Annotated in this window: 25 protein-coding genes; 12 read left to right on the top strand and 13 right to left on the bottom strand. The window is 61.1% G+C overall.

Translation table 11 applies throughout. The features are described from left to right. Positions 1–62: 62 nt before the first annotated feature. Complete coding sequence (locus ACMGF8_RS29180; protein WP_102880745.1) at positions 63–1,280, top strand: argininosuccinate synthase; 1,218 nt, start codon at positions 63–65, stop codon at positions 1,278–1,280. 379 nt (positions 1,281–1,659) lie between these two features. After that, positions 1,660–2,286 (top strand): response regulator transcription factor, encoded by a 627-nt coding sequence (locus tag ACMGF8_RS29175; protein WP_102860486.1) that lies wholly within the window; start codon positions 1,660–1,662, stop codon positions 2,284–2,286. A 138-nt stretch (positions 2,287–2,424) separates the two neighbouring features. Here ACMGF8_RS29175 and ACMGF8_RS29170 read toward each other — a convergent pair whose 3' ends face one another. From ACMGF8_RS29170 to metG, 8 genes are all read right to left on the bottom strand, one after another. Further along, positions 2,425–2,604 (bottom strand): PA3496 family putative envelope integrity protein, encoded by a 180-nt coding sequence (locus tag ACMGF8_RS29170; RefSeq protein WP_102860487.1) that lies wholly within the window; start codon positions 2,602–2,604, stop codon positions 2,425–2,427. 107 nt (positions 2,605–2,711) lie between these two features. Next, positions 2,712–3,350 carry an endonuclease III gene (gene nth, locus ACMGF8_RS29165; RefSeq protein WP_416758085.1) on the bottom strand — a complete coding sequence of 213 codons (639 nt, stop codon included), beginning with the start codon at positions 3,348–3,350 and terminating at the stop codon, positions 2,712–2,714. Positions 3,351–3,357: 7 nt separating this feature from the next. After that, the gene (locus ACMGF8_RS29160) at positions 3,358–3,954 is read right to left on the bottom strand and encodes an Rnf-Nqr domain containing protein (RefSeq protein ID WP_207166460.1); all 597 of its coding nucleotides are present in this window, start codon (positions 3,952–3,954) and stop codon (positions 3,358–3,360) included. After that, complete coding sequence (locus ACMGF8_RS29155; RefSeq protein WP_102860489.1) at positions 3,947–4,558, bottom strand: RnfABCDGE type electron transport complex subunit G; 612 nt, start codon at positions 4,556–4,558, stop codon at positions 3,947–3,949. The genes ACMGF8_RS29160 and ACMGF8_RS29155 overlap by 8 nt, the downstream gene beginning before the upstream one ends. A 2-nt stretch (positions 4,559–4,560) precedes the next feature. Further along, a complete protein-coding gene (locus ACMGF8_RS29150; protein ID WP_416758083.1) occupies positions 4,561–5,547 on the bottom strand; it encodes an RnfABCDGE type electron transport complex subunit D in 987 nt (328 codons plus the stop codon). Further along, positions 5,534–6,739: an electron transport complex subunit RsxB gene (rsxB, locus tag ACMGF8_RS29145; protein ID WP_102860491.1), complete on the bottom strand. Its 1,206-nt coding sequence runs from the start codon at positions 6,737–6,739 to the stop codon at positions 5,534–5,536. The genes ACMGF8_RS29150 and rsxB overlap by 14 nt, the downstream gene beginning before the upstream one ends. Then, positions 6,736–7,317 carry an Rnf-Nqr domain containing protein gene (locus ACMGF8_RS29140; protein ID WP_102860492.1) on the bottom strand — a complete coding sequence of 194 codons (582 nt, stop codon included), beginning with the start codon at positions 7,315–7,317 and terminating at the stop codon, positions 6,736–6,738. The genes rsxB and ACMGF8_RS29140 overlap by 4 nt, the downstream gene beginning before the upstream one ends. A gap of 128 nt (positions 7,318–7,445) precedes the next feature. Beyond that, on the bottom strand, positions 7,446–9,497 hold the full coding sequence (gene metG, locus ACMGF8_RS29135; protein ID WP_102860493.1) for a methionine--tRNA ligase: 2,052 nt from the start codon (positions 9,495–9,497) through the stop codon (positions 7,446–7,448). 162 nt (positions 9,498–9,659) lie between these two features. Here metG and apbC point away from each other — a divergent pair, with 162 nt between their 5' ends. Next, positions 9,660–10,754, top strand: a complete 1,095-nt coding sequence (apbC, locus tag ACMGF8_RS29130; protein ID WP_047305860.1) for an iron-sulfur cluster carrier protein ApbC — start codon at positions 9,660–9,662, stop codon at positions 10,752–10,754. Between the two features lie 78 nt (positions 10,755–10,832). Here apbC and ACMGF8_RS29125 read toward each other — a convergent pair whose 3' ends face one another. Continuing rightward, positions 10,833–11,591 carry an SDR family oxidoreductase gene (locus ACMGF8_RS29125; protein WP_102860494.1) on the bottom strand — a complete coding sequence of 253 codons (759 nt, stop codon included), beginning with the start codon at positions 11,589–11,591 and terminating at the stop codon, positions 10,833–10,835. Positions 11,592–11,756: 165 nt separating this feature from the next. Between ACMGF8_RS29125 and ACMGF8_RS29120 the strand changes: the two genes are divergently transcribed. The 9 genes from ACMGF8_RS29120 (at position 11,757) to ACMGF8_RS29080 (ending at position 19,571) form a co-directional block, all read left to right on the top strand. Continuing rightward, the gene (locus ACMGF8_RS29120; protein WP_102860495.1) at positions 11,757–12,488 is read left to right on the top strand and encodes a HugZ family protein; all 732 of its coding nucleotides are present in this window, start codon (positions 11,757–11,759) and stop codon (positions 12,486–12,488) included. A gap of 66 nt (positions 12,489–12,554) precedes the next feature. Further along, positions 12,555–13,031: an FxsA family protein gene (locus ACMGF8_RS29115; protein ID WP_207166458.1), complete on the top strand. Its 477-nt coding sequence runs from the start codon at positions 12,555–12,557 to the stop codon at positions 13,029–13,031. Positions 13,032–13,281: 250 nt separating this feature from the next. Next, positions 13,282–13,575: a co-chaperone GroES gene (locus ACMGF8_RS29110; RefSeq protein WP_011063093.1), complete on the top strand. Its 294-nt coding sequence runs from the start codon at positions 13,282–13,284 to the stop codon at positions 13,573–13,575. Between the two features lie 49 nt (positions 13,576–13,624). Next, on the top strand, positions 13,625–15,268 hold the full coding sequence (groL, locus tag ACMGF8_RS29105; RefSeq protein ID WP_047288866.1) for a chaperonin GroEL: 1,644 nt from the start codon (positions 13,625–13,627) through the stop codon (positions 15,266–15,268). Between the two features lie 528 nt (positions 15,269–15,796). Beyond that, a complete protein-coding gene (gene colR, locus ACMGF8_RS29100; RefSeq protein ID WP_102860496.1) occupies positions 15,797–16,480 on the top strand; it encodes a two-component system response regulator ColR in 684 nt (227 codons plus the stop codon). Then, entirely contained in the window at positions 16,470–17,750 is a 1,281-nt protein-coding gene (locus ACMGF8_RS29095) for a sensor histidine kinase (protein ID WP_207166457.1), read from the top strand. The genes colR and ACMGF8_RS29095 overlap by 11 nt, the downstream gene beginning before the upstream one ends. 198 nt (positions 17,751–17,948) lie before the next feature. After that, the gene (locus ACMGF8_RS29090) at positions 17,949–18,629 is read left to right on the top strand and encodes a class I SAM-dependent methyltransferase (protein WP_207166456.1); all 681 of its coding nucleotides are present in this window, start codon (positions 17,949–17,951) and stop codon (positions 18,627–18,629) included. 4 nt (positions 18,630–18,633) lie between these two features. Then, positions 18,634–19,344, top strand: coding sequence for a lipopolysaccharide kinase InaA family protein (locus ACMGF8_RS29085; protein ID WP_102860498.1), 711 nt, complete (start codon positions 18,634–18,636; stop codon positions 19,342–19,344). A gap of 2 nt (positions 19,345–19,346) precedes the next feature. Continuing rightward, the gene (locus ACMGF8_RS29080; protein ID WP_102860499.1) at positions 19,347–19,571 is read left to right on the top strand and encodes a hypothetical protein; all 225 of its coding nucleotides are present in this window, start codon (positions 19,347–19,349) and stop codon (positions 19,569–19,571) included. A gap of 58 nt (positions 19,572–19,629) precedes the next feature. Here the strand turns inward: ACMGF8_RS29080 and ACMGF8_RS29075 are convergent, their stop codons facing one another. From ACMGF8_RS29075 to ACMGF8_RS29060, 4 genes are all read right to left on the bottom strand, one after another. Continuing rightward, positions 19,630–22,653, bottom strand: coding sequence for a multidrug efflux RND transporter permease subunit (locus ACMGF8_RS29075; protein WP_102860500.1), 3,024 nt, complete (start codon positions 22,651–22,653; stop codon positions 19,630–19,632). Between the two features lie 13 nt (positions 22,654–22,666). Further along, positions 22,667–23,818, bottom strand: coding sequence for an efflux RND transporter periplasmic adaptor subunit (locus ACMGF8_RS29070; RefSeq protein ID WP_115580780.1), 1,152 nt, complete (start codon positions 23,816–23,818; stop codon positions 22,667–22,669). A 124-nt stretch (positions 23,819–23,942) separates the two neighbouring features. After that, positions 23,943–25,040 (bottom strand): DUF1513 domain-containing protein, encoded by a 1,098-nt coding sequence (locus ACMGF8_RS29065; RefSeq protein ID WP_416760399.1) that lies wholly within the window; start codon positions 25,038–25,040, stop codon positions 23,943–23,945. Positions 25,041–25,042: 2 nt separating this feature from the next. Beyond that, positions 25,043–26,107 (bottom strand): imelysin family protein, encoded by a 1,065-nt coding sequence (locus ACMGF8_RS29060; protein WP_102860502.1) that lies wholly within the window; start codon positions 26,105–26,107, stop codon positions 25,043–25,045. Positions 26,108–26,150 lie beyond the last annotated feature (43 nt).

The raw sequence follows: 26,150 nt of genomic DNA, 5'->3' as shown, positions 1-26,150 counted from the left end.
TAAATTATCCTCGTGGATCGGTAGACTCGACGGCTTTCCGTACAACCCCGTGGAGTGATGGCATGGCGGACGTAAACAAGGTCGTTCTGGCGTATTCGGGCGGCCTGGACACTTCGGTGATCCTCAAGTGGCTGCAGGATACTTACAACTGTGAAGTAGTGACTTTCACTGCTGACCTGGGCCAAGGCGAAGAGGTCGAGCCGGCCCGCGCCAAGGCGCAAGCCATGGGCGTCAAAGAGATCTACATCGACGATCTGCGCGAAGAGTTCGTGCGTGATTTCGTTTTCCCGATGTTCCGCGCCAACACCGTCTACGAAGGCGAGTACCTGCTGGGTACTTCCATCGCTCGTCCGTTGATCGCCAAGCGTTTGATCGAAATCGCCAACGAGACTGGCGCGGATGCCATTTCCCATGGCGCCACCGGCAAGGGCAACGATCAGGTGCGTTTCGAGCTGGGCGCCTATGCCCTCAAGCCAGGGGTCAAAGTGATCGCCCCTTGGCGTGAGTGGGACCTGCTGTCCCGCGAGAAACTGATGGACTACGCCGAGAAGCACGGTATCCCGATCGAGCGTCACGGCAAGAAGAAATCGCCGTACTCGATGGATGCCAACCTGCTGCACATTTCCTATGAAGGCGGCGTGCTGGAAGACACCTGGACCGAGCACGAAGAAGACATGTGGCGCTGGACCGTCTCCCCGGAGAAGGCTCCTGACACCCCACAATACCTGGAGCTGACCTACCGCAACGGTGACATCGTCGCCATCGACGGCGTGGAAATGACTCCGGCTACCGTGCTGGCGACCCTGAACCGCATCGGTGGTGAACACGGCATCGGTCGTCTGGACATCGTCGAGAACCGTTACGTGGGCATGAAGTCCCGTGGCTGCTACGAGACCCCGGGTGGCACCATCATGCTGCGCGCCCACCGCGCCATCGAGTCCATTACCCTGGACCGCGAAGTGGCTCACCTCAAAGACGAGTTGATGCCCAAGTACGCCAGCCTGATCTACACCGGCTACTGGTGGAGCCCTGAGCGTCTGATGCTGCAACAGATGATCGACGCCTCCCAGGCCCATGTGAACGGTGTAGTGCGCCTGAAGCTGTACAAGGGCAACGTGATCGTTACCGGCCGCAAGTCCGATGAGTCGCTGTTCGACGCCAACATCGCCACCTTCGAAGAAGACGGTGGTGCTTACAACCAGGCGGACGCAGCAGGCTTTATCAAGCTCAACGCATTGCGCATGCGCATCGCTGCAAACAAGGGCCGGACCCTGGTCTGATACCTTGAGTTGCTAAAAGAACCCCGCGATAAGCGGGGTTTTTTTTTGCTTCTGATTAATGGTGCCTACGGGCAGAGGCTGAGTAGGGCAGTTGATTGAACGAAGAAGTGCTATTGAGTGCAGTTTGTTAATCACCCTCTCGCTGCTGAAAGTGCTGCCTGATGATGTGTCTTTTAGTACAAAAAGTAGCTGCTCTAGCGATTAATCTTAAGCACTTTTCCAGTTAAGCGACCTTTATCTAAATTTTTTTGTAAGGTAAATCGGTATTGTTTGTAAGGATCGTCCTCGTAGGGTCGTAGCCCCTGGTAGCACGGTGTCAGAGTCAATTCTCTGGGGTATTGTGCGGGCTCTAAAAAACTCTAAGGACTTGGATGGACCTATGAAAAGAGTATTGATCGTGGATGATCATCCTGTTATTCGCCTGGCTGTGCGCATGTTGATGGAACGCCATGGTTTTGAAGTAGTAGCAGAAGCAGATAACGGCACGGATGCTTTAAAGTTGGCTCTTGAATATGTTCCCGATATTTTGATTTTGGATATTGGTATCCCACAACTTGATGGGCTTGAAGTTATAACCCGCCTGATGTCCAGAGGCATGCCGATCAAGATTCTAGTGTTGACTCTGCAAGTTCCCGGACCCTTTTCCATGCGTTGCATGCAGGCCGGGGCCGCCGGCTACGTGTGCAAGCAGCAGGACATTACCGAACTGATCAGTGCGGTGCGGGCGGTGCTGGCAGGTTACAGCTACTTTCCCAACGAGGCGTTGCACACCTTTCGTTCCAGTCAGGGCATCAGCAGCGAGGAAGAAATGATCGAGCTTCTTTCAGGGCGTGAGTTGATCGTATTGAAGCAGCTCACCAATGGCATGAGTAACAAGGAAATCGCCGAGGGCTTGTGTTTGAGCAACAAGACCGTCAGCACTTACAAGCGGCGGTTGTTGGCCAAGCTCAATGCTCGTTCATTGGTTGACCTGATCGAATTTGCCCAGCGCCATCAGTTGGTATGAGTGTGGGTGACTGAAGCGACAGCCTTGAATGGAGCAATCTGCTAATTAGGAACGGACCGGTCATGCCGAGGGGCTGACCGGTCGAGTTTCAGGGCGAGAGAGGCACAAAAAAACCTCCGTCTGGAGGTTCTTTTGTGACTAGAGGTCAAAGTCGTAATCGGCCAGTTGTTTCTGCAGCCGTCGTTCTTCCAGAAGATTGTCGATGGTTCTGCGCTTGCTCAGATTGGTTTTCGCCACCTCGACCACCGGTTCAGCATCGTCTGTGTCTGCTGCGATGAAGTCTTCTTCCACGTCCAGTTGTTCTTTGCCAGTGCTCATAAGGTCAACTCCAGGCTAAGACTGCCATTGGCGCTCCTTATATCGATATTCTCCTGGCGGGTAAAAAAGATTTTTTCAATCGACTCATCAACAAAATCAATGCTGCCTCAATCGTCAGAAGTCTTTTGCTTGTACTCGCACAGGTCTTCGATTCGACAGCTACCGCAACGTGGCTTACGGGCCAGGCAGACGTAGCGACCGTGAAGGATCAGCCAGTGATGGGAGTCCAGCAGAAACTCCTTGGGTACAAACTTCAGCAGTTTTTTTTCCACTTCCACTACATTCTTGCCCGGGGCCAGCCCGGTGCGGTTGCTGACCCGGAAGATGTGGGTGTCCACAGCCATGGTCAATTGCCGGAAAGCGGTGTTGAGGACCACGTTGGCGGTCTTGCGGCCGACGCCGGGCAAGGCTTCCAGCTCCTCCCGGGTCTGTGGCACTTCACTGTTGTGGCGTTCCACCAGCAGGCGGCAGGCCTCGATGACGTTCTTGGCCTTGCTGTTGTACAGGCCAATGGTCTTGATGTATTCGGACAGTCCCTCGACCCCCAGTGCATGGATAGCTGCCGGTGTATTGGCCACGGGGAAGAGTTTGGCGGTCGCCTTGTTGACCCCGACGTCGGTCGATTGCGCCGAAAGAATCACCGCGATCAGCAACTCGAACGGCGAGGAGTAGGCCAGTTCGGTTTTTGGTTCGGGGTTGTCTTCGTGAAGTCGGCGAAATATTTCCAGGCGTTTGGCGGCATTCATCGGTGGTTCATTTCCTCGAAGACGGTCGGTTGAAGGATGAAGAGGTGGTCCAGGCCCGCTTTGCCGCCAGCAGCAGGCCAAGCAGGATAAAACCCCCAGGGGCCAGAGTCAGCAGGTGCAATCCGCCTTGGGGCAGCAACACCCAACCGGCGCTATTACCGGGCAGGCCGGCGAGCCAGCCTAGATGGCTGCCCAGGGCGCCGGTGCCCAGCAATTCGCGCAGCGCGCCCACCAGCGCCAGCGCGCCACAGAAACCTGCAGTTAGGCGTAGCCGGTCGCGGTGCTGGAAGAAGCCCGCCTGTTCCAATATCACGCATTGCAGGGGCAGCAGGCCCAGGTACAGGCTCAACTGCTGGTGTAACTCATAACTCCAGGCTTGCACCGCCAGCCACAGCCAACTGCCGAGAGTGGCGGCGAGCAACAGGCTGGCCAGCCACTGCTGACGGCTTTGCAAATGTGGCCGCAGCAGGCCCATGCCGGCCCCGAAGGTCCCGATCAGCAGCGTGGACGCCAGAGCCAGGCCCAGGGCCTTGACCCAGGAATCCGTGGCCCCGATCAACGGCGTCAGCATCAGCAGGCCCGGCAATGACAGTGGCTTACTCATCGGCGGCTCCCGAAAGCAGTTGCTGACGATGCTCATCGAAGTAGCGCAGGGCATCGTGCAGGGCGCTGATCACCGCGCGGGAGGTGATGGTGGCGCCGGCGATCTGATCGAACTGGCCATTGTCCTTTTTCAGGGCCCAGGCAGCATCGTCCGGGGACGTGCGGGATGTGCCGGAAAACCCCTGCAGCCAGGCGTTGGGCTGTTCGGCGATGCGGCCTCCCAGGCCTGGGGTTTCATCCTGCTTGAGCGTCTTGCTGCCCAGCAGGCGGCCATGGCTGTCGATGGCGATCAGCAGCTCGATGGGGCCTGCGTAACCGTTCACTCGAGTGCGTAGCAGCACGGCACTGGGCTGACCCGCGCGGGTGGCCAGGTAGCCATCCAGCAAGCGGCTGTTGTCCAGTTGCACATCCCTCAAGGGCAGTGGTTGCTCCAGTGGCTGGTTGTCGTAGCTTGCCGCAGGCAGCAGGTCGAGTAACTTGCGGGCCTGCAACGCCCGTTGCTCGGCGGCGATGCGCGGTGCGCCAGCGTATTGCAGCCACAGGGTGGCGCCCACGCCGAGAACGCCGAGCAGCACCAGCAGGAGCAGACCTCGCGCGCTCTTCATGCTCAAGCTTTCTCCTGTTCCGAGAGGCACAGGCGTTCCAGCCCCGGTACCGCCAGATTCATCAGCAGTACGGCGAAGGCAACGCCGTCGGGGCAGCCGCCCCAGGTGCGGATCAGGTAGGTCAGCAGGCCGACGCCGACGCCGAACAGCAGCCTGGCTTTCGCTGCCTTGGGGCCGGACACCGGTTCGGTGACGATAAAGAATGCGCCCAGCATGCTGGCGCCGCTGAGCAGGTGAAACAGCGGTGAGCCATGGGAGTCGGAGCCCGAGCCGTTCCAGCACAGCAGGCTGATGACAAAGAGGCTGCCCAGCATGCCCACGGGCGCCTGCCAACTGATGACCCGTTGCTGCAGCAGAAACAGCCCCCCGGCAAGAAACCCCAGGCTGATCCATTCGGCGCCACGGCCGCCGAAGTGACCGAAAGCGGGGTTGCCGGCAAAGAGTTCGTCGAGGGTCAGGCTCTTGTTGATCCGCAAGCTGTCCAGTGCCGTGGCTTGAGCCCAGGCGTCCGCATGCAGGCCGTCCGCGACACCGAATACCTGTTGCAGGCCGCCGAGCAAGTCCATGGCGTGGGGCGCAGGCCAATGGGTCATCGACTGGGGAAAACACAACAAGGCCAGGGCGTAGCCGAGCATGGCCGGATTGAACGGGTTCTGGCCCACACCGCCGTACAAGTGCTTGCCCAGGACAATGGCGGCGGCGGCCGCGCTCAGCGGCAGCCACCAGGGGCAGTAAGCTGGCAAGGCCAGGGCCAGTAGCGTGGCGCTGACCAAGGCACTGCCATCGCCTAGGTTGGGCGGCAGCGGGCGTCTTCTGAGGTACAGGACCAGGGCTTCCATGGCCAGGGCGCCGCTGACGGTCAGCAGCAGATTGAGCAGCACGCCCCATCCGTACAGCCACAGCATCACCAACAGGCCCGGCAGCGTGGCCAGCAGCACTCGCTGCATGGCCTGGCGCAGGCGTTGGTCGACGCCGTCAGCTATCAGCATGGGCCTTCACCTGGCGCTCGGCCTCGTGCAAGCGTGCCTGAGCCTGGGCCAGCTGTTCTGCTCGGGTGTCGGGCTGGCGCTGTAGTTTGTTCAGATCGGCGCGGGCGTAGGCCAGTTCGGTTTTCAATTGCCGCAGCTGTGGATCGATCGGGCGTTTTTCGATGCGAGTCAGTGTCGGCGCCGGTTTCGCACTGGCGTCCTCGGCCGCATGCAGGGCCTGTTCGGCCGCCGCCAGGGCTGCGCTCAGGGTTTCCAGTTCAGCACTGGACGCTTCAGCCGCCTGAGCTTTCTTCAGTTCGGCGCGGCGCGTCGCCAACTGGATCTTCGCGCGCTTGAGCTCAGCATCCTTGGCCTCTGGCGGCGGAGCAGGGGGCGCCTGGGACTCCAGCTGGGCCAAGGCCTGCTCGGCGGTTTCGAACTGACGCTGCAGGACGATCAATTGCATTTGCTGCTCGAAGGTCGGTGGATGGCCGAAAGCCTTGAGCGACTTGTGCAACTGGGCCCGGCTCATGGCCAGCTCGATCTTGGCTTTCTTCAGTGCTGCATCGGCCGCCGCGGCCTTCTGCGCACGGACCCGTTCGATGGCGGCCTGCACCGGGTTCTGGCTGTTGTCAGTGGTTTGCGCGGCTCGTTGTGCGCGGGCCTGGCGCTCGGCCAGGCGCCGGGCTTCTTCCCGTTGCAAGCGTTCGTTGCGTTGTTCGAAGCGTCGTCGCGCCTGCTCGCGCTTGCGGCTGCGGGCTTGCAGCTGCTCGGGGCTGGTGGCCTGGCCGCCGACGATCGGTACCACCTTGCTCTCGGGCAGCGGCAGCATATCGATACAGTCCACCGGACAGGGCGCCACGCACAGGTCACAGCCGGTGCATTCGTCGACCAGCACGGTATGCATCAATTTGGCCGCGCCGACGATGGCGTCCACTGGACAGGCCTGGATGCATTTGGTGCAGCCGATGCATTCGGCCTCGCGAATATAAGCGATCTGGGCCGGAGCTTCGCCGCGGCTGCGATCCAGCTCCAGCACCGGTAGCTGCAGGAGTTGCGCCAGGCCGGCGATGGTTTCCTCGCCGCCGGGTGGACACTTGTTGATGGCCTCGCCGTTGGCGATGCCCTGGGCGTAGGGTTTGCATCCGGGGTGGCCGCACTTGCCGCACTGGGTCTGGGGCAGGAGGGCATCGATGCGTTGAATCAGACTCATGTTTTGATCAGTCCGTTGAAGCCGAAAAACGCTACTGCCAGCAGGCCGGCGCTGATCAGGTCGATCGGCAGGCCGCGCCAGGGCAGGGGAATATCGTTGTTGGAGATACGCTGGCGCAGATCGCTGAACAGGCTCAGTACCAGCCAGAAGCCCAGTCCGGCCCCCAGGCTCATGGCGCTGAGGGTCGCCAGCCCGAGGTTTTCCCCAGTGGCGATCAGCAGCAGGCCGAGCGCACTGGCATTGCCCAGCAGTAGCGGCCAAAGGCCGTCGAATGGAACATTGGGCAAGGCCCGGGATAGCAACCGCAATAGCGGTTTGATCAGCAGCACGCTCAGGGGCAGCCAGAGAAACAACTGCAAGGATTCCAGCCCCCAAGGCAGCAGCACGCCACGATAAAGGACATGGCCGAGCACGCAACTGACCAGCATCAAGACCGTGGTCGCCAGGCCCAGCGCGTGGATCCGCTGCCGAGTGCTATCGGCTGGGGCCTGCAGCAGCGGATCGACGCCCAGCGGCCACTGCAACACGAAGTTGTTTATCAGGGCGGTGCTGACAAGGGCGAGGAGGAAGTGGGTCATGGTTGGGCCGGTACGGGCAGGCGGTCTCTCAAGAGTAGGCAAACTCCGGCGCGGGCGCAGGGCCGCCAGATATGCAAATCCCCCCGTTGCGCCGGGCACAACGGGGGGACGGGGTCCAGCCTGCAGCCTTACTTGATCCGCTGGCCCGGCTTGGCGCCGCTGTCCGGGCTCAGCAGGTAGATCTCTTCACCGCCAGGGCCGGCGGCCATCACCATGCCCTCGGAGATGCCGAATTTCATTTTCCGCGGCTTGAGGTTGGCGATCATCATGGTCAGGCGACCATCGAGCTTGGACGGATCCGGGTAGGCGCTCTTGATTCCGGAGAACACGTTGCGCTGCTCATCACCGATATCCAGGGTCAGGCGCAGCAGCTTGTCGGCACCTTCCACGGCTTCGGCCTTGACGATCAAGGCGACGCGCAGGTCGATGGCGGCGAAGGTGTCGAAGTCGATTTCCGGCGACAGCGGATCCTTGGCCAGTTCGCCGTTGCCTGCTGGCGCGGCTGCGCCGGTGTCGGTCTGGCTGGCGGTCAGGTCTTCTTTCGAGGCGTCGGTCATGGCTTGTACTTTTACCGGGTCGATCCGCGTCATCAGCGGCTTGAATTCGTTGAGTTGATGGTTGGCCAGCAGGTGCAGGTGATCGTTCCAGGTCAGCGGTGCAACGTTGAGGAACGCCTCGGCATCGGCGGCCAGCAGCGGCAGCACCGGCTTGAGGAAAATCACCAGCTGGCGGAACAGGTTGATACCGGTGGCGCAGATGGCCTGCACCTCGGCTTGCTTGCCTTCCTGCTTGTTCAGCGACCATGGGGCCTTGTCGGCGATCCAGGCGTTGGCGCGGTCGGCCAGGGCCATGATTTCGCGCATGGCACGGGCAAAGTCGCGGGCTTCATAGGCGTCGGCGATGCTTGGCGCGGCAGCCAGGAAGGCCTCGGTCAGCTCGGGGGCGGCATTGCTGTCGACCATCACCCCGGCATTGCCTTTGTGGATGAAGCCGGCGCAACGGCTGGCGATGTTGACCACCTTGCCCACCAGGTCGGAGTTGACCTTCTGCACGAAGTCTTCGAGGTTCAGGTCCAGGTCGTCGACGCCACGGCCCAGCTTGGAGGCGTAGTAGTAGCGCAGGTATTCCGGCGACAGGTGCTCCAGGTAGGTGCGGGCCTTGATGAAGGTGCCGCGGGACTTGGACATCTTCTGGCCATTGACCGTCAGGTAGCCGTGGACGTTGATGCCGCTCGGCTTGCGGTAGCCGGCGCCTTCAAGCATGGCGGGCCAGAACAGGGCGTGGAAGTTGACGATGTCCTTGCCGATGAAGTGGTACAGCTCGGCGGTGGAATCCTTGCCCCAGAACGCGTCGAAATCCAGCTCCGGACGACGGTTGCAGAGGTTCTTGAAGCTGGCCATGTAGCCGATTGGTGCGTCCAGCCACACGTAGAAGTATTTGCCCGGCTCGTCCGGGATCTCGAAGCCGAAGTACGGCGCGTCGCGGGAGATGTCCCACTGCTGCAGGCCGGCATCCAGCCATTCGGCGATCTTGTTGGCCACGGCGTCTTGCAGGGTGCCGCTGCGGGTCCAGCTTTGCAGCATCTGCTGGAAGTCCGGCAGCTTGAAGAAGAAGTGCTGGGAATCCTTGAGCACCGGGGTGGCGCCGGAGATCGCCGACTTTGGATCTTTCAGGTCGGTCGGGGCGTAGGTGGCGCCGCATTTTTCGCAGTTGTCGCCGTACTGGTCCTCAGTGCCGCACTTCGGGCAGGTGCCCTTGATGAAGCGGTCGGCCAGGAACATTTTCTTTTCCGGGTCGAAATACTGCGTGATGGAGCGCGTGGCGATGTGCCCGGCGTCCCGCAGCTTGAGGTAGATCTGGCTCGACAGCTCACGGTTTTCCTCGGCGTGGGTCGAGTGGAAGTTGTCGAAGTCCACCAGGAAGTCGGCAAAGTCGGCGCTGTGTTCGGCCTGGACGTTGGCGATCAGTTGCTCCGGGGTGATGCCTTCCTTTTCCGCGCGCAGCATGATGGCCGAGCCGTGTGCGTCGTCGGCGCAAACATAGATGCATTGGTTGCCGCGATGCTTCTGGAAGCGCACCCACATGTCGGTCTGGATGTACTCAAGCATGTGGCCAAGGTGGATGGAACCATTGGCATAGGGCAGGGCGCTGGTGACGAGGATCTTGCGTGGCTCGGACATGGGGCTCGGCTACTTGATGAAACGGAGGTCGGCCACTATAAAGCGCCAGCGCGGATTTTTCACCCTTCCGGGTACATTGTGCACAGCAAGCTTTCTCGCCACGAAGGAGTCGGCGGCGTAGGATAGCCGCCTGATTTTCCAGTCTTGTTATCGGAGTTGCCCATGAGCGCCGTCAATCGCGCAGCGGTGGAAGCCGTCCTTCGCCAATACACCGACCCTTACCTGAACCAGGACCCGGTCAGCGCCGGCTGCGTGCGCGACATCGACGTCCAGGGCGACCGGGTCACGGTCCGCATGGAACTGGGTTATGCCGCCGGCCTGTTCAAGAGCGGCTGGGCGCAGATGCTGCAACTGGCCATCGAGGGCCTGGACGGTGTGAGCTCGGCCAAGGTCGAGATCACCAGCGTGATCGCCGCGCACAAGGCCCAGGCGCAGATCCCGGGCCTGGCCAACGTCAAGAATGTGGTGGCGGTGGCGTCCGGCAAGGGCGGCGTGGGCAAGTCCACCACCGCGGCCAACCTGGCCCTGGCCCTGGCCCGGGAAGGCGCCAAGGTGGGGATTCTCGACGCTGATATCTATGGTCCGAGCCAGGGCATCATGTTCGGCATTGCCGAAGGCACCCGGCCGAAGATCAAGGACCAGAAGTGGTTCGTGCCCATCGAGTCCCATGGGGTCGAGGTCATGTCCATGGCTTTCCTCACCGACGACAACACGCCGATGGTCTGGCGCGGCCCGATGGTCTCCGGCGCCTTGCTGCAACTGGTGACCCAGACCGACTGGGGCAATCTCGATTACCTGGTGATCGACATGCCGCCGGGCACTGGCGATATCCAACTGACCCTGGCGCAGAAAGTCCCGGTGGCCGGTGCCGTGATCGTCACCACGCCGCAGGACCTGGCGTTGCTGGATGCGCGCAAGGGCGTGGAGATGTTCCGCAAGGTCAACATCCCGGTGCTGGGCGTGGTGGAGAACATGGCGGTGCACATCTGCTCGAACTGTGGCCATGCCGAGCATCTGTTTGGCGAAGGCGGTGGCGAAAAGCTGGCCAGTCAGTACGATGTTGAACTGCTGGCTTCGTTGCCGTTGTCGATGCTGATCCGCGAACAGGCCGATGGTGGCAAGCCGACGGTGATCGCCGAGCCTGAAAGCCAGATCGCCATGGTCTATCAGGAACTGGCGCGGCATGTCGGCGCGCGCATCGTGTTGCAGGAAGCCGCGGCGCCGGCGATGCCCAGCATCACTGTCAGCGATGACTGAATCGCCGCGCTTCTTATAGGTGCCGGCACCCCCCAAGAAAAAGCCCGATGTGCAAACATCGGGCTTTTTCTTGGGGGCTCAGACTCGCAGGCCGCCGTCCATTTCCAGGATGCGTCCGGTGTAATAGTCGTTCTCGAAGATGTACGCCGCCGAGTGGGCGATCTCTTCCGGCTTGCCCATGCGTTTGAGGGGAATCCCCGAGGTCATCTTCTCGAGGGCTTCAGGCTTCATGCCCAAGGTCATCTCGGTTTCGATAAAGCCCGGGGCAATACCGGCCACGCGGATGCCATAGCGCGCCAGTTCCTTGGCCCAGGTCACGGTGGCCGCCGCGACCCCGGCCTTGGCCGCGGAATAGTTGGTCTGGCCGATATTGCCAGCGCGCGAGATTGACGAGATGTTGATGATCGCGCCGCTGTTGTTCAGCTCGATCATTTTTGCCGCCACTTCACGGGTGCAGAGGAATACCCCGGTCAGGTTGACGTCGATCACTGCCTGCCACTGGGCCAGGCTCATCTTGGTCATCTCGCCGTCCTTGACCTTGACCAGCAGGCCGTCGCGCAGGATCCCGGCATTGTTGATCAGGCCGTGGATGGCGCCGAAGTCCTCGGCGACCTGGGCCACCATATGGTTGACCTGTTCTTCATTGGCGACGTTGCACAGATAGGCTCGGGCTTCTACGCCATGGGCCTTGCAGGCCGCGACCGCCTGGTCGAGTTTTTCCTGGTTCAGGTCCACCAGGGCCAGCCGTGCGCCCTTGGCGGCGAAATACTCGGCCATGGAGCGGCCCAGACCTTGGCAACCGCCGGTGATAATGATTACTTTGTCAGTGAGTTGCATTCGCATGTCCCGCTAGCAGGTCTTGAGGGGTGGTCCTTTTGGGGGAACCTCGGCTGGCTGCCGGACCTGGCCTGGCTGCAGAAGAGAATTGCCCCGTTGGCGTAGCTGGAACAATGCTCCAGGCGCCCGTCCGTTTTCGACGGATTCTAAAGAAGGAGTCATAAAGTGAGCGTTGAAGCTGCCAAGAATGCACGAGAATTGCTGCTCAAGGAATACCGCGGCGTGTTGTCGACGCACTCCAAGGCCATGCCGGGTTTTCCCTTTGGGTCCGTAGTGCCTTATTGCCTGGATGCCGAGGGGCGACCGCTGATTCTTATCAGCCGCATCGCCCAGCACACCCACAATCTGCAGAAGGATTCCAAGTGTTCGCTGCTGGTGGGCGAGCGCGATGCCGACGACGTGCAAGCAGTGGGGCGCCTGACCTACCTGGCCGAAGCCGAGAAGCTTGAGGACCAGGACGCCATCGAGGCCGCCGCCGAGCGCTACTACCGCTATTTCCCTGAATCCCAGAACTACCATAAGGCCCATGACTTCGATTTCTGGGTGCTCAAGCCCGTGCGTCACCGCTATATCGGCGGTTTCGGCGCCATTCACTGGGTGGATCAAGTGGCCCTGGCCAACCCGTTCGCCGGCAAGGCCGAGCTGAGCATGGTGGAACATATGAACAGCGACCACGCCAAAGCTATTGCCCACTATGTGGAGTTGGCCGGACTGCCGCACAGCGAGCCCGCGCAACTGGCCGGAATCGACAGTGAAGGCATGCACCTGCGCATTGGCCAGGCTCTTTACTGGCTGCCATTTCCAAGCCTTTGCAACACGCCGACACAAGTGCGCGAAGCCCTGGTTTTTCTGGCCCACGCCGATCAATGGCCGAAAAATCCGGCACCGGGTGCTTGAATTCACGAATTGGCGACGTCATTTACGGTCTACTGGAAGGCATTCTTCCGCAGAGGAAACCATTTGATGCGCCCTTTTCTGTTGCTCCTTTTACTGTTCCCGGTGCTGGAGCTGTTCGTCTTCGTCAAGGTCAGCGCGGCCATCGGGTTTTTCCCGGCACTGCTGCTGATCATTCTCGGTTCGATGCTCGGTGTGCTGGTGTTGCGCGTGGCCGGTCTGGCCACGGCACTGCGTGCTCGTGAAAGCCTCAATCGCGGCGAGCTGCCGGCTCAGCAGATGCTCGAAGGGCTGATGCTGGCCCTGGGTGGCGGCCTGCTGATCCTGCCGGGGTTCATCAGCGATGTATTCGGCCTGCTGATGCTGCTCCCTATCAGTCGTCGTCTGCTGGCCAATAAAATGCGCCAGCGTGCCGAGGAGCAGGCCCTGCGCCAACGCGCCTTTGCCGATGACATGCGTGCGGCCCGTGGCGGCCCGGCGCCGCAACAGCCGTTGGGCCGTGAGCCCAATGTCATTGAAGGTGAGTTCGAGCACCGAGATTCTTGATAACTGGCCTCAAACACACGGCACCTTCGGGTGCCGTGTTCGTTTTAACCCGGGTGATGTAAAAAATTTCATCAGCCAGCCCTTGTAATAACCTTATGCGCCCTTATGTAACGGTCACCGCAAGGTTTCTGGTGCTGACACCAGACAGACTTCCGCGGCTCGCTCGCGAGCCGCACCCGGCAAAGCCGGATTTGCTAACCCGCCGGTATCGACACCGGCCGTTGAAAACCACAATTAGGAGAGATCGACAATGAAGCTTCGTCCTCTGCATGACCGCGTCGTCATCCGTCGCAGCGAAGAAGAATCGAAAACTGCTGGCGGCATCGTTCTGCCTGGTTCGGCTGCTGAAAAACCTAACCGTGGCGAAATCGTCGCTGTAGGTACCGGCCGTGTGCTGGACAACGGTGAAGTACGTGCGCTGGCCGTGAAAGTGGGTGACAAAGTGGTGTTTGGCCCGTACTCCGGCAGCAACACCGTGAAAGTCGATGGCGAAGATCTGCTGGTAATGGCTGAGAACGAGATTCTCGCCGTTATCGAAGGCTGATTTCCCACGTATTTCCCCGCTACTACACAGTATTTAAGGAATATCGATCATGGCTGCTAAAGAAGTTAAATTCGGCGATTCCGCCCGCAAGAAAATGCTCACTGGTGTCAACGTTCTGGCTGACGCAGTAAAAGCGACCCTGGGCCCGAAAGGCCGTAACGTGATTATCGAGAAGAGCTTCGGCGCTCCGACCATCACCAAGGACGGCGTTTCCGTAGCCAAAGAAATCGAGCTGAAAGATCGCTTCGAAAACATGGGCGCGCAGCTGGTCAAAGACGTTGCCTCCCGTGCCAACGATGACGCTGGCGACGGCACCACCACCGCCACCGTTCTGGCTCAGTCGATTGTCAACGAAGGCCTGAAAGCCGTCGCTGCCGGCATGAACCCGATGGACCTGAAGCGCGGTATCGACAAGGCCACCATCGCCATCGTCAAAGAGCTGAAAGGTCTGTCCAAGCCATGCGCTGACTCCAAAGCCATCGCTCAGGTCGGCACCATCTCCGCCAACTCCGACAACTCCATCGGCGACATCATTGCCGAAGCCATGGAAAAAGTCGGTAAAGAAGGCGTGATCACCGTTGAAGAAGGCTCGGGCCTGGAAAACGAACTGTCGGTTGTAGAAGGCATGCAGTTCGACCGTGGCTACCTGTCGCCTTACTTCATCAACAAGCCGGACACCATGGTCGCCGAACTCGACGGCCCGCTGATCCTGCTGGTGGACAAGAAGATCTCCAACATCCGCGAAATGCTGCCAGTGCTGGAAGCCGTTGCCAAAGCCGGCCGCCCACTGCTGATCGTGGCTGAAGACGTTGAAGGCGAAGCCCTGGCGACTCTGGTTGTGAACAACATGCGTGGCATCGTCAAAGTCGCTGCCGTCAAGGCACCGGGCTTCGGCGACCGTCGCAAGGCCATGCTGCAGGACATCGCCGTTCTGACCGGCGGTACCGTGATCTCCGAAGAGATCGGCCTGAGCCTGGAAAGCACCACCCTAGAGCACCTGGGTAACGCCAAGCGCGTGATCCTGTCCAAAGAAAACACCACCATCATCGACGGTGCTGGCGTTGAAGCGGACATCCAGGCTCGTGTGACCCAGATCCGTCAACAAGTGGCCGACACTTCGTCCGACTACGACCGTGAAAAACTGCAAGAGCGTCTGGCCAAGCTGTCCGGCGGCGTTGCAGTGATCAAGGTTGGCGCTGGCTCCGAAGTTGAAATGAAAGAGAAGAAAGCCCGCGTTGAAGACGCCCTGCACGCGACCCGTGCAGCCGTCGAAGAAGGCGTGGTACCTGGCGGTGGCGTAGCCCTGATCCGTGCTCTGCAAGGCATCAAGGACCTCAAAGGCGACAACGCCGATCAGGACGTGGGTATCGCTGTTCTGCGTCGCGCTATCGAAGCCCCACTGCGTCAGATCGTTGCCAACTCCGGCGACGAGCCAAGCGTGGTGGTGGACAAGGTCAAGCAGGGCGCTGGTAACTTCGGTTACAACGCTGCCACCAGCGAATACGGCGACATGATCGAAATGGGCATCCTGGACCCAACCAAGGTGACCCGTTCCGCGCTGCAAGCTGCATCGTCCATCGGCGGTCTGATCCTGACCACCGAAGCCGCTGTTGCTGAAATCGTGGAAGACAAGCCGGCCGCTGGCGGTATGCCAGACATGGGCGGCATGGGTGGCATGGGCGGCATGATGTAAGCCAGCCTTACCCCCGCACTGAAAAAGCCCCGCCGGTGAAAACCGGCGGGGCTTTTTTGCGCCTGAAATTGAGGGGCGCCTGTCGGTGCCGCCTCTGGCATGGACTGAGAATGGCCAGGCCCTTGCTGTCGAACAGTCCCAGGTGTTGGTGGTTGCCCACCAGGACCGCAGTGGCCGTGGGGTGTCTTGCAACAGCTCCAGGACGCTCGATTCGTCGTTCAGGTTCAACAACCCAACAGCGCTGGCACGGCGAACATCCAGTGAGTTCTGGCCAATGAAACGCATTGGCTCTTTCTGCTCGGCGGGCAAGCCAGGAAGTGCTGTTCCTGTCTGTTTCTGGTCGGCAAACGGTCGGCAGTCTGGGCTTGCCCCTGTAGTCAGGTTGTGAGCCAGCGGTGAAAAATTTGTTAAGCCATTGAAGGGGGCAAAAGTGCCCCAGGATCGGTCAGACAAGGCTGGCGGCGAGTCGGACTTGGCCTTAAGCTGCGCGAGCCAAGACGGCCCTAACTGTGTGCGGAGAGAGTGCCGATGCGAATTCTACTGGTCGAAGACAACCGCGATATTCTCGCCAACCTGGCGGATTACTTGGGACTCAAGGGCTATACCGTGGACTGCGCCCAGGATGGTCTGTCGGGGTTGCACCTGGCTGCCACCGAGCATTACGACCTGATCGTGCTCGACATCATGCTGCCAGGGATCGACGGCTACACCCTGTGCAAGCGCCTGCGCGAAGATGCCCGGCGCGATACCCCAGTGATCATGCTCACGGCCCGCGACCAGTTGGATGACCGGCTTCAGGGCTTCAAGTCCGGGGCCGACGACTATCTGCTCAAGCCATTTGCCCTGTCCGAACTGGCCGCGAGGATCGAGGCGGTGATGCGCCGTGCCCAGGGCGGTGGTCGTCGAGCGCTGCAGGTCGGTGACCTCAGTTATGACCTCGATACCCTGGAAGTCACCCGCGAAGGGCGTCTGCTCAAGCTCAACCCGGTGGGCCTCAAGCTGCTGGCAGTGTTGATGCAAAAGAGCCCCCATGTGTTGCGCCGGGAAATCCTCGAAGAGGCCCTGTGGGGCGATGACTGTCCGGACAGTGACAGCCTGCGCAGCCATGTCCACCAACTGCGCCAGGTGATCGACAAGCCGTTCGCCAAGCCGTTGCTGCACACCGTGCACGGTGTCGGCTATCGGTTGGCCGAGGGCCGTGATGGAGTTTAAGCAGAGCCTTGCCCAGCGCATCATCATCGCCTTTGCCTTGATGAGCGCACTGGTGGCGGGGGCTTTCGCCATGGGCATCGTGGCGACCGTGCATCTGGTGGAGGAGAAACTCATCTCCGCCGGCCTTGGCGGCGATCTGCAACGCCTGTTGCTGATGGATAACGTTGCCGACTGGAATCACCGCCCCGAGCCCGACCAGCTGTTCTACTACAGTGGCGGGCGCGGCGACTTCGAGTTGCCCAAGGACCTGAGGCATCTGGACCCGGGCTTCCATGAAGTGTTTCGCGAGCAGCTGTCCTATCACGCCATGGTTGAAGTGGTGGATGGCCGGCGTTATGTGCTGCTGCAGGATCAGAGTGATTTCGAAGAGCGCGAGCGGGTGCTGTTCGCGGTGGTGCTGGTGGGCTTTGTCCTCAGCCTGGCGCTGGCGGTGTTCCTGGGTTGGGTCTTGGCGCGTAGGGTGATGGCACCGGTGGTTCGTCTGGCTCGCCAGGTCCGTCACCGCGATCAATTGCTGGGCCTGGCCCCGCCCCTGGCGCCGGATTATGCGGCGGATGAGGTGGGCGAGTTGGCGATCGCCTTCGATGCGACGCTGGGACGTTTGCGCCAGGCTTTGAGCCGTGAGCGCCTGTTCACCAGTGATGTCAGCCATGAACTGCGCACGCCGCTGATGGTCCTGGCCACGTCCTGCGAGCTGCTCCTGGAAAACCCTGGGCTTGATCCCCGTGGACGATCCCAGGTCGAACGTATTGCCCGGGCCTGCGAAGAAATGCGTGAGCTGGTGCAGACGTTCCTGATGCTGGCCCGGGCCCAGCGGGAAGATGCCAGTATGTCGCCGCAGCTGACGTTGACCCAGGTGGCCAATGACCTGATCGGAGTGTGGCGCGAATCCATCGAAGCCAAGGGTATCGAGCTGATCTTCGAACCGGGGCAACCGGGTGAAACTCGCTACAACGCCACCTTCCTGCATGCGGTGATGGGCAACCTGTTGCGCAATGCCTTGCACTACACCGAACAGGGATTCATTCGCTTGAGCCTGGCGGCGGATGGATTTGTCGTCGAGGACAGCGGCGTGGGCATTCCCGAGGAAAAGCGCGAGGCGATGTTCCAGCCCTTTGTCCGTGGCGATGAAAAACGCGGTGAGGGCCTGGGGCTGGGCTTGTCCCTGGTCCAGCGCATCTGCGAGAACCAGGGCTGGAGCGTCACTCTCAGTACCATGACCCCCAATGGCTGTCGTTTTCACGTTCAGCTCCCCCCTTCCAAGGCTTGAATACTCTTGCCAGGCCCTGTTTTGCAGGGCCACTCGCTTGTCGATTTTTCTTCTGAAGTGGCCCCAGGCCATTGCCTGCTGCCTGTAAAACTCTGAAATATTTCATCGTTGGACGGTACGAAGTTTTCACAAGGGGATGACCTGTCGCTGACACGTCGCTGCCTAAGGTGGCGTCATCAGTTGCAGGAGACTTTGATGATGGCGACACCGATCAAGCTGGAATTTTCCGACAAGTACGATGCCCAACATGCGCAGCAATACCTGCTCAAGCACCAGCAAGGACTGGCGCGACAGTTGTCCCACAAGCGTGATGAACAATTGGCTCGCGCTGCGCTGGCCCTGGCTGGAGAGCCGGGCCTGGTGCTGGACCTGCCCTGTGGCGCGGGCCGTTTCTGGCCGCTGCTGACCGAAAAGGCCAATCGAGTCATTGTTGGCGCTGACTATTCAGCGGCTATGCTCAGCACCGCTACGGTGGCGCAACCGGCCGACGTGGTGAAACGGGTACGAGCCTTGCAGACGTCAGCGTTTGCCATCGATTTACCGGACAACGCTGTGGACTGCATTTTTTCCATGCGGTTGCTGCACCACATCGGCGAGGTCGAGCATCGGATGGCGCTGCTACGGGAGTTTCAGCGGGTCACCCGTGACAGCGTGATTATCTCGCTATGGGTCGATGGCAATTTCAAGGCCTGGAAGCGCAAGCGTATGGAGCGCAAGCGGCTTTCCGAAGGTGGGCAGGAGGGTTACCAGAATCGTTTCGTGTTACCGGCGGCTACGGTCGAAGAAGAGTTCAGGCAAGCCGGTTTTCGTGTCCAGGAGCATCTGGACTTCTTTCCGCTCTACGCCATGTGGCGAGTCTACGTATTACGCAAGAGGTAAGAGGATGGCTGTTGAATGTGCTTCGGAAATGGATGCCGTGCCCACAGATTGCTTCGAATACTTCTGGGACCAACAAGGTGAATGGGTCGAGCAACCCAATAAGCGTCGAGGCGGTGAGAGCGGCGTGCAGCGCCTGATCAGCGGCGGTCGTCTGCTCTATGCCAAGCGACAGATCGGGCATATTCATCGCAGTTTTCTGCATCCTTTTGGTCGTCCGACCGTCCTGCGTGAGCGTGATGCCCTGCAAAGCCTGCGTTCGCTGGATATAGAGGTGCCAGAACTGGTGTTCTGCGGCGCCCGGCGCGGCCCCGAGCACCAGTGGCAGGCCCTGCTGGTGACCGCTGCGCTCGACGGTTTCGTGGAAATCGATAACTGGTATGCCGCAGGTGAGCGTGAACGCCACGGCGAAGTTTTGCACGAACGAGTGTTGCAGACACTGGCGCAGACGCTGGCGCGCATGCACAAGGGCCGTTGGCAGCATGGCTGCCTGTATTCCAAACATGTTTTCGTGCGAGTAGATGGCGAGGGCGAGCAGGCCCAGGTGAGGATTGCATTGCTGGATTTCGAGAAGTGCCGTCAGCGCCTGAGCAGCCGCCGGGCCGCGGCCCACGACCTCAAGCAACTGCGCCGCCATTCGTCGTGGAATGACACCGACTGGCAAAAGCTCTACTACCTTTATAGAACGGTGTTTGGCAGCCCCATCAAAGGTTTATAGCTATGAAGCTAGAAATTGCACGAGGTTTGTTCCTGGCAGGAGCCTTGGCAGTTGCTTCCTTGGCCATGGTTGTCTGGGAGCAGCCGCGAACGCAGGTTCTCAGCGCCGCTCAGGGTGAACATTGCCCATTGCCACGGGTGGCCAAGAGCTCGGTGGCGGTCAAGCCGGATCATGAACTGCTGCTGTTCATGTTCGGCATGAGCCAGGCGTTGAAACCCCAGAGTTGAAGACCTGAAACTGCCACCTGAAGGCCTCGCATTGCGAGGCCTTTTGTTTGTCCCCAGCTCAGGCGTCCGGCTTGGCCAGCAGGGTGTAGATGCAGGGGAGGACGAAGAGGGTGAACAGGGTGCCGATGGACATGCCTGTGGCAATCACCGTGCCGATATCGAAGCGGCTGACTGCTCCGGCACCGCTGGCCAGGATCAGTGGCACCATGCCGAACACCATCGCCGCTGTGGTCATCAGCACTGGGCGCAGGCGAATGGACGCGGCTTGCTCCACCGCCTGTCGGGCGCTGAGTCCCTGGTCCCGGCGCAGTTGGTTGGCGAATTCGACGATCAGGATCCCATGCTTGCTGATCAGGCCGATCAGCGTCACCAGGCCGACCTGGGTGTAGATGTTCATGCTCGACCAGCCGAGAAACAGCGGGATCAGGGCGCCGCAGATCGACAGCGGCACGGTCACCAGAATCACCACCGGGTCGCGGAAGCTTTCGAACTGCGCCGCCAATACCAGGAAAATGATCGCCAGGGCCAGGCCGAAGGTGACCCAGAGCGCGCTGCCTTCCTGGACGTACTGGCGGGCAGCGCTGGCATAGTCGAACGCATAGCCGGCGGGGGCCTCCTGCGTGGCGATCTGGCGCATGGTGTCGATGGCTTCGCCCATGCTGACCACGGGCACACCGGAAATGGTCGCGGCATTGAGTTGCTGGAACTGGTTCAACTGCCGAGGGCGGGCGCGGTCGCTGACTTTGATCAGGGTCGACAGCGGCAAGGCCTCCCCCTTGCTGTTCTTCACGTAGTAGTTGTTCAGCCAGTCAGGGTTGTCCCGATAGGCGCGCTCCACTTGGGCGATCACTTTATAGCTGCGGCCGTCGATGGTGAAACGGTTGATTTCCGCCTCGCCGAGCAAGGTCGCCAGCGTACCCCCCAGGTCCTGCATGGTAACGCCCATCTGCGCCGCCTTGGCCCGATCGATGTCGACCACTACCTCGGGCTTGTCGAAGGCCAGGTCAATGTCGACAAAGGCGAACTTCCCCGACTCCATGGCGCGTTTCTTTACCCGGTTGGCCACCTCCAACAGGGACTCGTAATCGTTGGGGGTGTTGATCACGAAGGCAAAGGGCAGGCCCTCGCCGGTGCCGGGCAAGGCTGGCAGGTTGAAACCGAAGACTTGCAGGCCGGCAATGCCTGCCAGTTTCTCCTGGACCTGAGGCAGGATTTGCATCTGGGTCTGTTGGCGCTGGTTCCAGGGCTTGAGCAGGAAGCCGCCGATCCCTGACTGCACTCCGTTGAAACCGTTGATCTGGAATGAGGAGTAGTACTCGGGGAACTCCTTGAAGATCGCCAGGAACTCATCGGTGTAGGCATTGAGGTACTCCAGGTTGGCCGGTTGCGGCGCCGTGGCCAGCATGAAAACGATGCCCTGGTCTTCGTCCGGTGCCAGCTCCGCCTTGGTGAACTTGAGCAGCAGGGGAATCAGGCACAGCACGATCAGTGCGAACACCAGTACGACGGGGCGGGTATCAAGGGTGCCGTGGAGCAGGCGCTGGTAGCGCTGCTTCAGGCTGTCGAAAATCCGGTCCAGGCGATGGGACAGGCCGCTGGGGTTTTCCTCGCGGCGCAGCAACAGTGCACACATCATCGGTGACAGGGTCAGGGCGACGATCCCGGAAATCACCACGGCCCCGGCCAGCGTCAGGGCGAACTCCTTGAACAGGGCCCCGGTGAGTCCTTGGAGAAAACCAATGGGGGCGTAAACCGCCGCCAGAGTGATGGTCATCGATACCACCGGCATGGCGATTTCCCGCGCTCCTTCGATGGCCGCGTCCAGGGGGGACTTGCCCTCTTCGATGTGCCGATGGATGTTCTCCACCACCACGATGGCGTCGTCCACCACCAGGCCAATGGCCAGGACCATGGCCAGCAAGGTCAGCAGGTTGATCGAGTAGCCCATCAACTGCATGAAGAACATCACGCCGATCATCGACAGTGGAATGGTCACCACCGGGATCACCACCGAACGCAAGGCGCCAAGAAACAGGAACACCACCACAATCACGATCAATACTGCCTCGAACAGGGTCTTGAGCACCTCGTCGATGGAGGCCTGGATAAACAGCGTGGCGTCATAGGCAATGTCTAACTTGAGGGTCGGGGGTAGTTGCGCTTCCAGTTCCGGGAGCAGCTTGCGCACCTCCTTGATCACGTCCAGAGGGTTGGCTCCGGGGGTGGCCTTGATGCCGATGTAGACCGAAGGGACGCCGCCGAAGGAGCTGATGGCGTTGTAGTTTTCCGCCCCCATTTCCACCCGCGCCACATCCTTGAGCAGGACCCGGCTGTCGCCATCGGTTTTCAACGGGATAGCGGCGAACGCCTCGGCGGATTTCAGTTCGGTGTTGGCATTGATACTGGTGACGACGTACTCGCCCTTGACCTCGCCGGCGGCGGACAGAAAATTGTATTGGCGCACGGCATTGCTCACGTCGCTGGCCGCCAGGCCATAGGCCGCCAGCTTCACCGGGTCCAGCCACAGGCGCATGGCAAACACCTGGTTACCGAGGATCTCCGCCTCGGCCATGCCCGGCAGGGTCGCCAGCTTGGGTTGGATCACGCGCGACAGGTAGTCGGTGATCTGTGGGTTGTTCAGTTGCGGGCTGGAGAAGCTGATGTACATCAGCACCGAGGCGTCGGCTGCTTCTTTGCTCAACACCGGGTCTTCGGCTTGCTGGGGCAGCTTGTTCTTGACCTCGTTGGCCTTGGCCAGCAGTTCGGTGAACAGGCGGTCGCTGTTAGAGCCGATCCGGGCGTAGATCGAGATCACCGAGAAGTTCTGCCGGCTCACCGAGGTCATGTAGTCGATGCCTTCGGCGCTAGCCAGGCTCTGCTGCATGGGTTGGGTGATATAGCCCTGGATGGTTTCGGCATTGGCCCCGGGGTAGGCGGTGGTCACCGTGATCAGGGCGTTCTCCATCTGCGGGTACTGGCGCAAGGGCAGCTTGCTCCAGGCCTGGAACCCCAACAGCACAATCAGCAGGCTGACCACGGTCGCGAGCACCGGGCGGCGAATGAACGGATCGGTAAAGGCCATGGGGATTCCTTGATCAGTCGGCGCGGGGCTGGCTGTTCGGCTGTTCCGGTTGCAGCTTGTCCGGAGTGATGCTGATGTCGGCGCCGTTATCCAGTTTGATCTGACCGGCACTGACCACCTGTTCGCCCTTTTTCACGCCCTTGTTGATCATCACCAGGCCGCCGCGATGCTCGCCCGTGTCGACGAAGCGCCGCTCGGCGACCAGCAGCGGCTGGCCCTTGGGGTCTTTCTCCAGGCTGCCGTCGGCGGCTTTCTTTTGCGTTACCACATACACCGAGTTGCCGTAGAGGGTGTAGGTGAGGGTGCTTTCCGGCACCACGACCTTGAGCTGCGGATCGGGGAGCAATACTTGCAGGTCGGCGAACATGCCTGGCAGCAAGCGGCCTCCGGGGTTGGCCAGGGTGGCGCGTACCAGCACGTTGCGGGTGCTGTTCTCGACCTTGGGGTTGATGGCGCTGATGCTGCCGGGGAACGACTCTCCGGGGAACGCCGCAACGCTGAGTTCCACGGTCTGTCCCAGGCGGATCTTGGGCACCGATTGTTCCGGGATGTAGAAGTCCACGTACAGGCTGCTCAGGTCCTGCAGGGTGGCGATCACCGTACCGCTGGCCAGGAAGTCGCCGATATCCACCTGGCGGATGCCGATCGTGCCGGCAAAGGGGGCGAGAATGCGTTTCTTGGCCAGGGAGGCCTTGAGCTGGTTGACCGTGGCCTTGTTTTTTTGCAGCTGTGCCGAGAGTCGGTCGTACTCGCCCTTGGAAATCGCCTGGCTGCCCACCAGTTGGCTGCCGCGTCCGAAATCCAGCTGGGCCAGGCCGAGGTCGGCCTGGGCGGTTTCCAGCAGGGCGCTTTCCACCGCGCTGTCCAGGGTCAGCAACGGCTGGCCGGCCTTGACCTGCTGCCCGGATTCGAACTGCAGGTCCTTGACCGTACCGGCGACTTCCAGGCTGAGGTTGACCCCTTGCAGGGCCTTGAGGCTGCCGACACTGGGCAGCCGGCTTTGCCAGGGGCGCTCGTCGGCGGTAATCACCGCCACGCTGATGGGCGGCTTGGGGGCCGAGTAGACCTGGACCATCTTGTAGATCGAAAACGCCTTGTAGCCGGCCAGCAACAGCACGACCAACAGGACCACACCCAGCATGATCAGCATGCGGCGACGCAGCATATTCCGCTTCCTTGGAAAGCCCGGTAAACAAGCCCGGTAGACATTACTCCGAGTCGCGTGCGGGTTCCAGATGAGCGTCCTGTCGTTCAGCGAAGCTCCCGGCGCCAAGGCCGGGGAGGTTTTTTCAGATCAGATGCAGATGGTTGTCCCAGAGCCCTGCGGGCAGATCCAGCGGCTTTGCCACAATCTGTGTCTGACGACAGTCGTAGAAGCGGCAACGGCCTTGTCCCGACGTCACCACGAAACCGTCGGCCACGGCGCCGACCCCGGCACAGTCTGGCAGGGGCGCATCGACCCGCACTGCGCCGCTGTCCAGGTCCCAGATGAAGAAACGGTTGCCCCGGGGGGCGGTCAGGGCCACCAGGCGCAGGTCGCTGTGCACCGCGACGCTGGCGGTGTAGTGCCCCATGGCTTGCAGCTGCTGTTCGGGCACCGGGAAGGCCGCGAAGGGCTGGCCCGGACGCTTGATTGCCAGGAGTTCCGAGGGCTCGTGGGCGGTGCCCATGAACTGCTGGCCGGTGACGATGGTGCCGTCGCTGGCGATGCCCATGTGGCGCACGCTGTTCATCTGCTGGGCCAGGGTTTCCTTGCTCAACAGGGTGCCGTCGCGCTGCATCAGCACCAGGCTGGGCTCCATGGCATCGAGGTTCATCTCCACCCGGCTCTCGGCTTCAGTGCGGATGCCGCCATTGGCTACCACCAGGGTTTCACCGTCGGGCATCCACGACACCTGGTGCGGGCCGATACCGTGGGTGGACAGCTCAGCGCTGTGCACCAGACGCTCGCCTTCGAAGCGATACACCCCGAGCAGGCCGCGGCCGGGGTCCCGGGTGTCGTTCTCGGTGGCGTACAACCACTGGCCATCCTTGTGGATCACCGCGTGACCGTAGAAGTGCCGGTCAGGTTGTGAGGTCACGGTCTGCAGCAGCGCGCCGTTGCGCAGGTCGATCAGGTAACTCTCGGTGCCCGGGCGCCGGGCCACGAACAGGGCGATCGGCAACTGCGGGTGATTGATGATGTCATGGCAACGCTGGCCGACCTGGGTGGCAAACACCTGTTTACCGTCCAGCTGATAACCGACGGCGTAATGCTTGCCGTCACCATCGTCCCTGGCCGAAAGCAGCAAGGGCTGTTTGCCCTTTTGCTTGAACAGCGTCCAGCCGCCCAAGGTCACCGCACTGAGCAGCAGGCTGCCCAGAACCAAAGCCTGACGTCGCAGCATCATCAGTCACCGTCGTTGGCGTTGAAGCCCAGTTGGATACCCAGCGCCTTGGCCAGTTCGCCTTCGTGCAGGCGGTGGACCACGTTGAGGCTGTCGTACAGATCATTGAGCTGCTGGCGCCCGGCGTCGTCACCGAGCATTTCGGTCAGCGAGCGCTGGGTGCTGGCGAAGAGTTTCAGCGAGGCGGCGTATGCAGCGTCGATCTTGTCGGCCAGGGGCTTCTGATCGGCTGGCAACAGGCCGCGCAGGCCCTTGTTGTCGACTCCGGCCCAGACCGTCTGAGCCGCGCTGAGGCTGGCCTCAAGGCCTTGCAGGGACGACTGGCTGCGCCAGGCGTCGGCCTGGAACGGCTGAGGAATGCCCTTGGTCTGGCGGCCCATCGGCGTGCCGAGCTTCTTCTTCAGGGTATCCAGGGCAGTGACCTGGACCCGCAGCAAATCAGCGATGGCTTCATGGGAGTCGGCGTAGCGCTGGTTGGGGAACTTGCTCATCTGCGCGAGCATGCCGTCGTTGGTATTCCAGCCCGCCAGGATTTCTTCCGCCAGTTGTTTCTGACGTTCACCGATGGCGGTCAACAGTGGGCAGTAGCGAGCTTTCTGTGCGCTGTCGGCCATGTCGATCTTGCTGTCGAACAGGATGTACTCGTAAGCCGACAGGCCTTGCACCACCACACTGGACTTGGCCAGGGCCGCGGCATCGATCTGCGCATTGGCGCTGACCAGTTGTTCGACCTGGCGGCCTACCAGGTTTTTCTTGTCCGGCCAGAACTGCACTTGCCAGGCGCGGTTGCCCTCGGCCAGCGGGCCGATCAGCAGCGGTTGTAGCTCGGCCCAGGCCTTTTGTGCGTGGAGGAAGTCGGCACGGGCAGTGTCCAGGCTTTCCTTGCCTTCGCAGAAGGCCAGGGCGCTGATGGCCAGTTGGCGGTCAGCGTCGACCCAACGGCTGTAGGTCGGCAGGATCACCTGCTTGGCGATAGCGGCCGAGGTCACGGCTTGTGGGTCCTGGGGCGAGCAGGCGCCCAGGGCGAGTGCGGCAAGGCTGGTGAACAGCAGTTTGGGGCGGAACATGTTCGGGCTCCCTTTGTTGTGGAGAAAGCAGATGAGACGAATG

This window comes from Pseudomonas sp. BNK-7, assembly GCF_048072025.1.
Classification (GTDB): domain Bacteria; phylum Pseudomonadota; class Gammaproteobacteria; order Pseudomonadales; family Pseudomonadaceae; genus Aquipseudomonas; species Aquipseudomonas danubii.
The sequence above is the reverse complement of the archived record's forward strand: the minus strand, read 5'-3'. Positions and strand labels throughout refer to the sequence as shown.

What these genes read in the sequence shown, in the direction of transcription:
- ACMGF8_RS29180 (WP_102880745.1), top strand. Translation starts at nt 63, where the DNA reads ATGGCGGACGTAAACAAGGTCGTTCTGGCGTATTCGGGCGGCCTGGAC.
- ACMGF8_RS29175 (WP_102860486.1), top strand. Translation starts at nt 1,660, where the DNA reads ATGAAAAGAGTATTGATCGTGGATGATCATCCTGTTATTCGCCTGGCT.
- ACMGF8_RS29170 (WP_102860487.1), bottom strand. Translation starts at nt 2,604, where the DNA reads ATGAGCACTGGCAAAGAACAACTGGACGTGGAAGAAGACTTCATCGCA.
- nth (WP_416758085.1), bottom strand. Translation starts at nt 3,350, where the DNA reads ATGAATGCCGCCAAACGCCTGGAAATATTTCGCCGACTTCACGAAGAC.
- ACMGF8_RS29160 (WP_207166460.1), bottom strand. Translation starts at nt 3,954, where the DNA reads ATGAGTAAGCCACTGTCATTGCCGGGCCTGCTGATGCTGACGCCGTTG.
- ACMGF8_RS29155 (WP_102860489.1), bottom strand. Translation starts at nt 4,558, where the DNA reads ATGAAGAGCGCGCGAGGTCTGCTCCTGCTGGTGCTGCTCGGCGTTCTC.
- ACMGF8_RS29150 (WP_416758083.1), bottom strand. Translation starts at nt 5,547, where the DNA reads ATGCTGATAGCTGACGGCGTCGACCAACGCCTGCGCCAGGCCATGCAG.
- rsxB (WP_102860491.1), bottom strand. Translation starts at nt 6,739, where the DNA reads ATGAGTCTGATTCAACGCATCGATGCCCTCCTGCCCCAGACCCAGTGC.
- ACMGF8_RS29140 (WP_102860492.1), bottom strand. Translation starts at nt 7,317, where the DNA reads ATGACCCACTTCCTCCTCGCCCTTGTCAGCACCGCCCTGATAAACAAC.
- metG (WP_102860493.1), bottom strand. Translation starts at nt 9,497, where the DNA reads ATGTCCGAGCCACGCAAGATCCTCGTCACCAGCGCCCTGCCCTATGCC.
- apbC (WP_047305860.1), top strand. Translation starts at nt 9,660, where the DNA reads ATGAGCGCCGTCAATCGCGCAGCGGTGGAAGCCGTCCTTCGCCAATAC.
- ACMGF8_RS29125 (WP_102860494.1), bottom strand. Translation starts at nt 11,591, where the DNA reads ATGCAACTCACTGACAAAGTAATCATTATCACCGGCGGTTGCCAAGGT.
- ACMGF8_RS29115 (WP_207166458.1), top strand. Translation starts at nt 12,555, where the DNA reads ATGCGCCCTTTTCTGTTGCTCCTTTTACTGTTCCCGGTGCTGGAGCTG.
- ACMGF8_RS29110 (WP_011063093.1), top strand. Translation starts at nt 13,282, where the DNA reads ATGAAGCTTCGTCCTCTGCATGACCGCGTCGTCATCCGTCGCAGCGAA.
- groL (WP_047288866.1), top strand. Translation starts at nt 13,625, where the DNA reads ATGGCTGCTAAAGAAGTTAAATTCGGCGATTCCGCCCGCAAGAAAATG.
- colR (WP_102860496.1), top strand. Translation starts at nt 15,797, where the DNA reads ATGCGAATTCTACTGGTCGAAGACAACCGCGATATTCTCGCCAACCTG.
- ACMGF8_RS29095 (WP_207166457.1), top strand. Translation starts at nt 16,470, where the DNA reads ATGGAGTTTAAGCAGAGCCTTGCCCAGCGCATCATCATCGCCTTTGCC.
- ACMGF8_RS29090 (WP_207166456.1), top strand. Translation starts at nt 17,949, where the DNA reads ATGGCGACACCGATCAAGCTGGAATTTTCCGACAAGTACGATGCCCAA.
- ACMGF8_RS29085 (WP_102860498.1), top strand. Translation starts at nt 18,634, where the DNA reads ATGGCTGTTGAATGTGCTTCGGAAATGGATGCCGTGCCCACAGATTGC.
- ACMGF8_RS29080 (WP_102860499.1), top strand. Translation starts at nt 19,347, where the DNA reads ATGAAGCTAGAAATTGCACGAGGTTTGTTCCTGGCAGGAGCCTTGGCA.
- ACMGF8_RS29075 (WP_102860500.1), bottom strand. Translation starts at nt 22,653, where the DNA reads ATGGCCTTTACCGATCCGTTCATTCGCCGCCCGGTGCTCGCGACCGTG.
- ACMGF8_RS29070 (WP_115580780.1), bottom strand. Translation starts at nt 23,818, where the DNA reads ATGCTGCGTCGCCGCATGCTGATCATGCTGGGTGTGGTCCTGTTGGTC.
- ACMGF8_RS29065 (WP_416760399.1), bottom strand. Translation starts at nt 25,040, where the DNA reads ATGCTGCGACGTCAGGCTTTGGTTCTGGGCAGCCTGCTGCTCAGTGCG.
- ACMGF8_RS29060 (WP_102860502.1), bottom strand. Translation starts at nt 26,107, where the DNA reads ATGTTCCGCCCCAAACTGCTGTTCACCAGCCTTGCCGCACTCGCCCTG.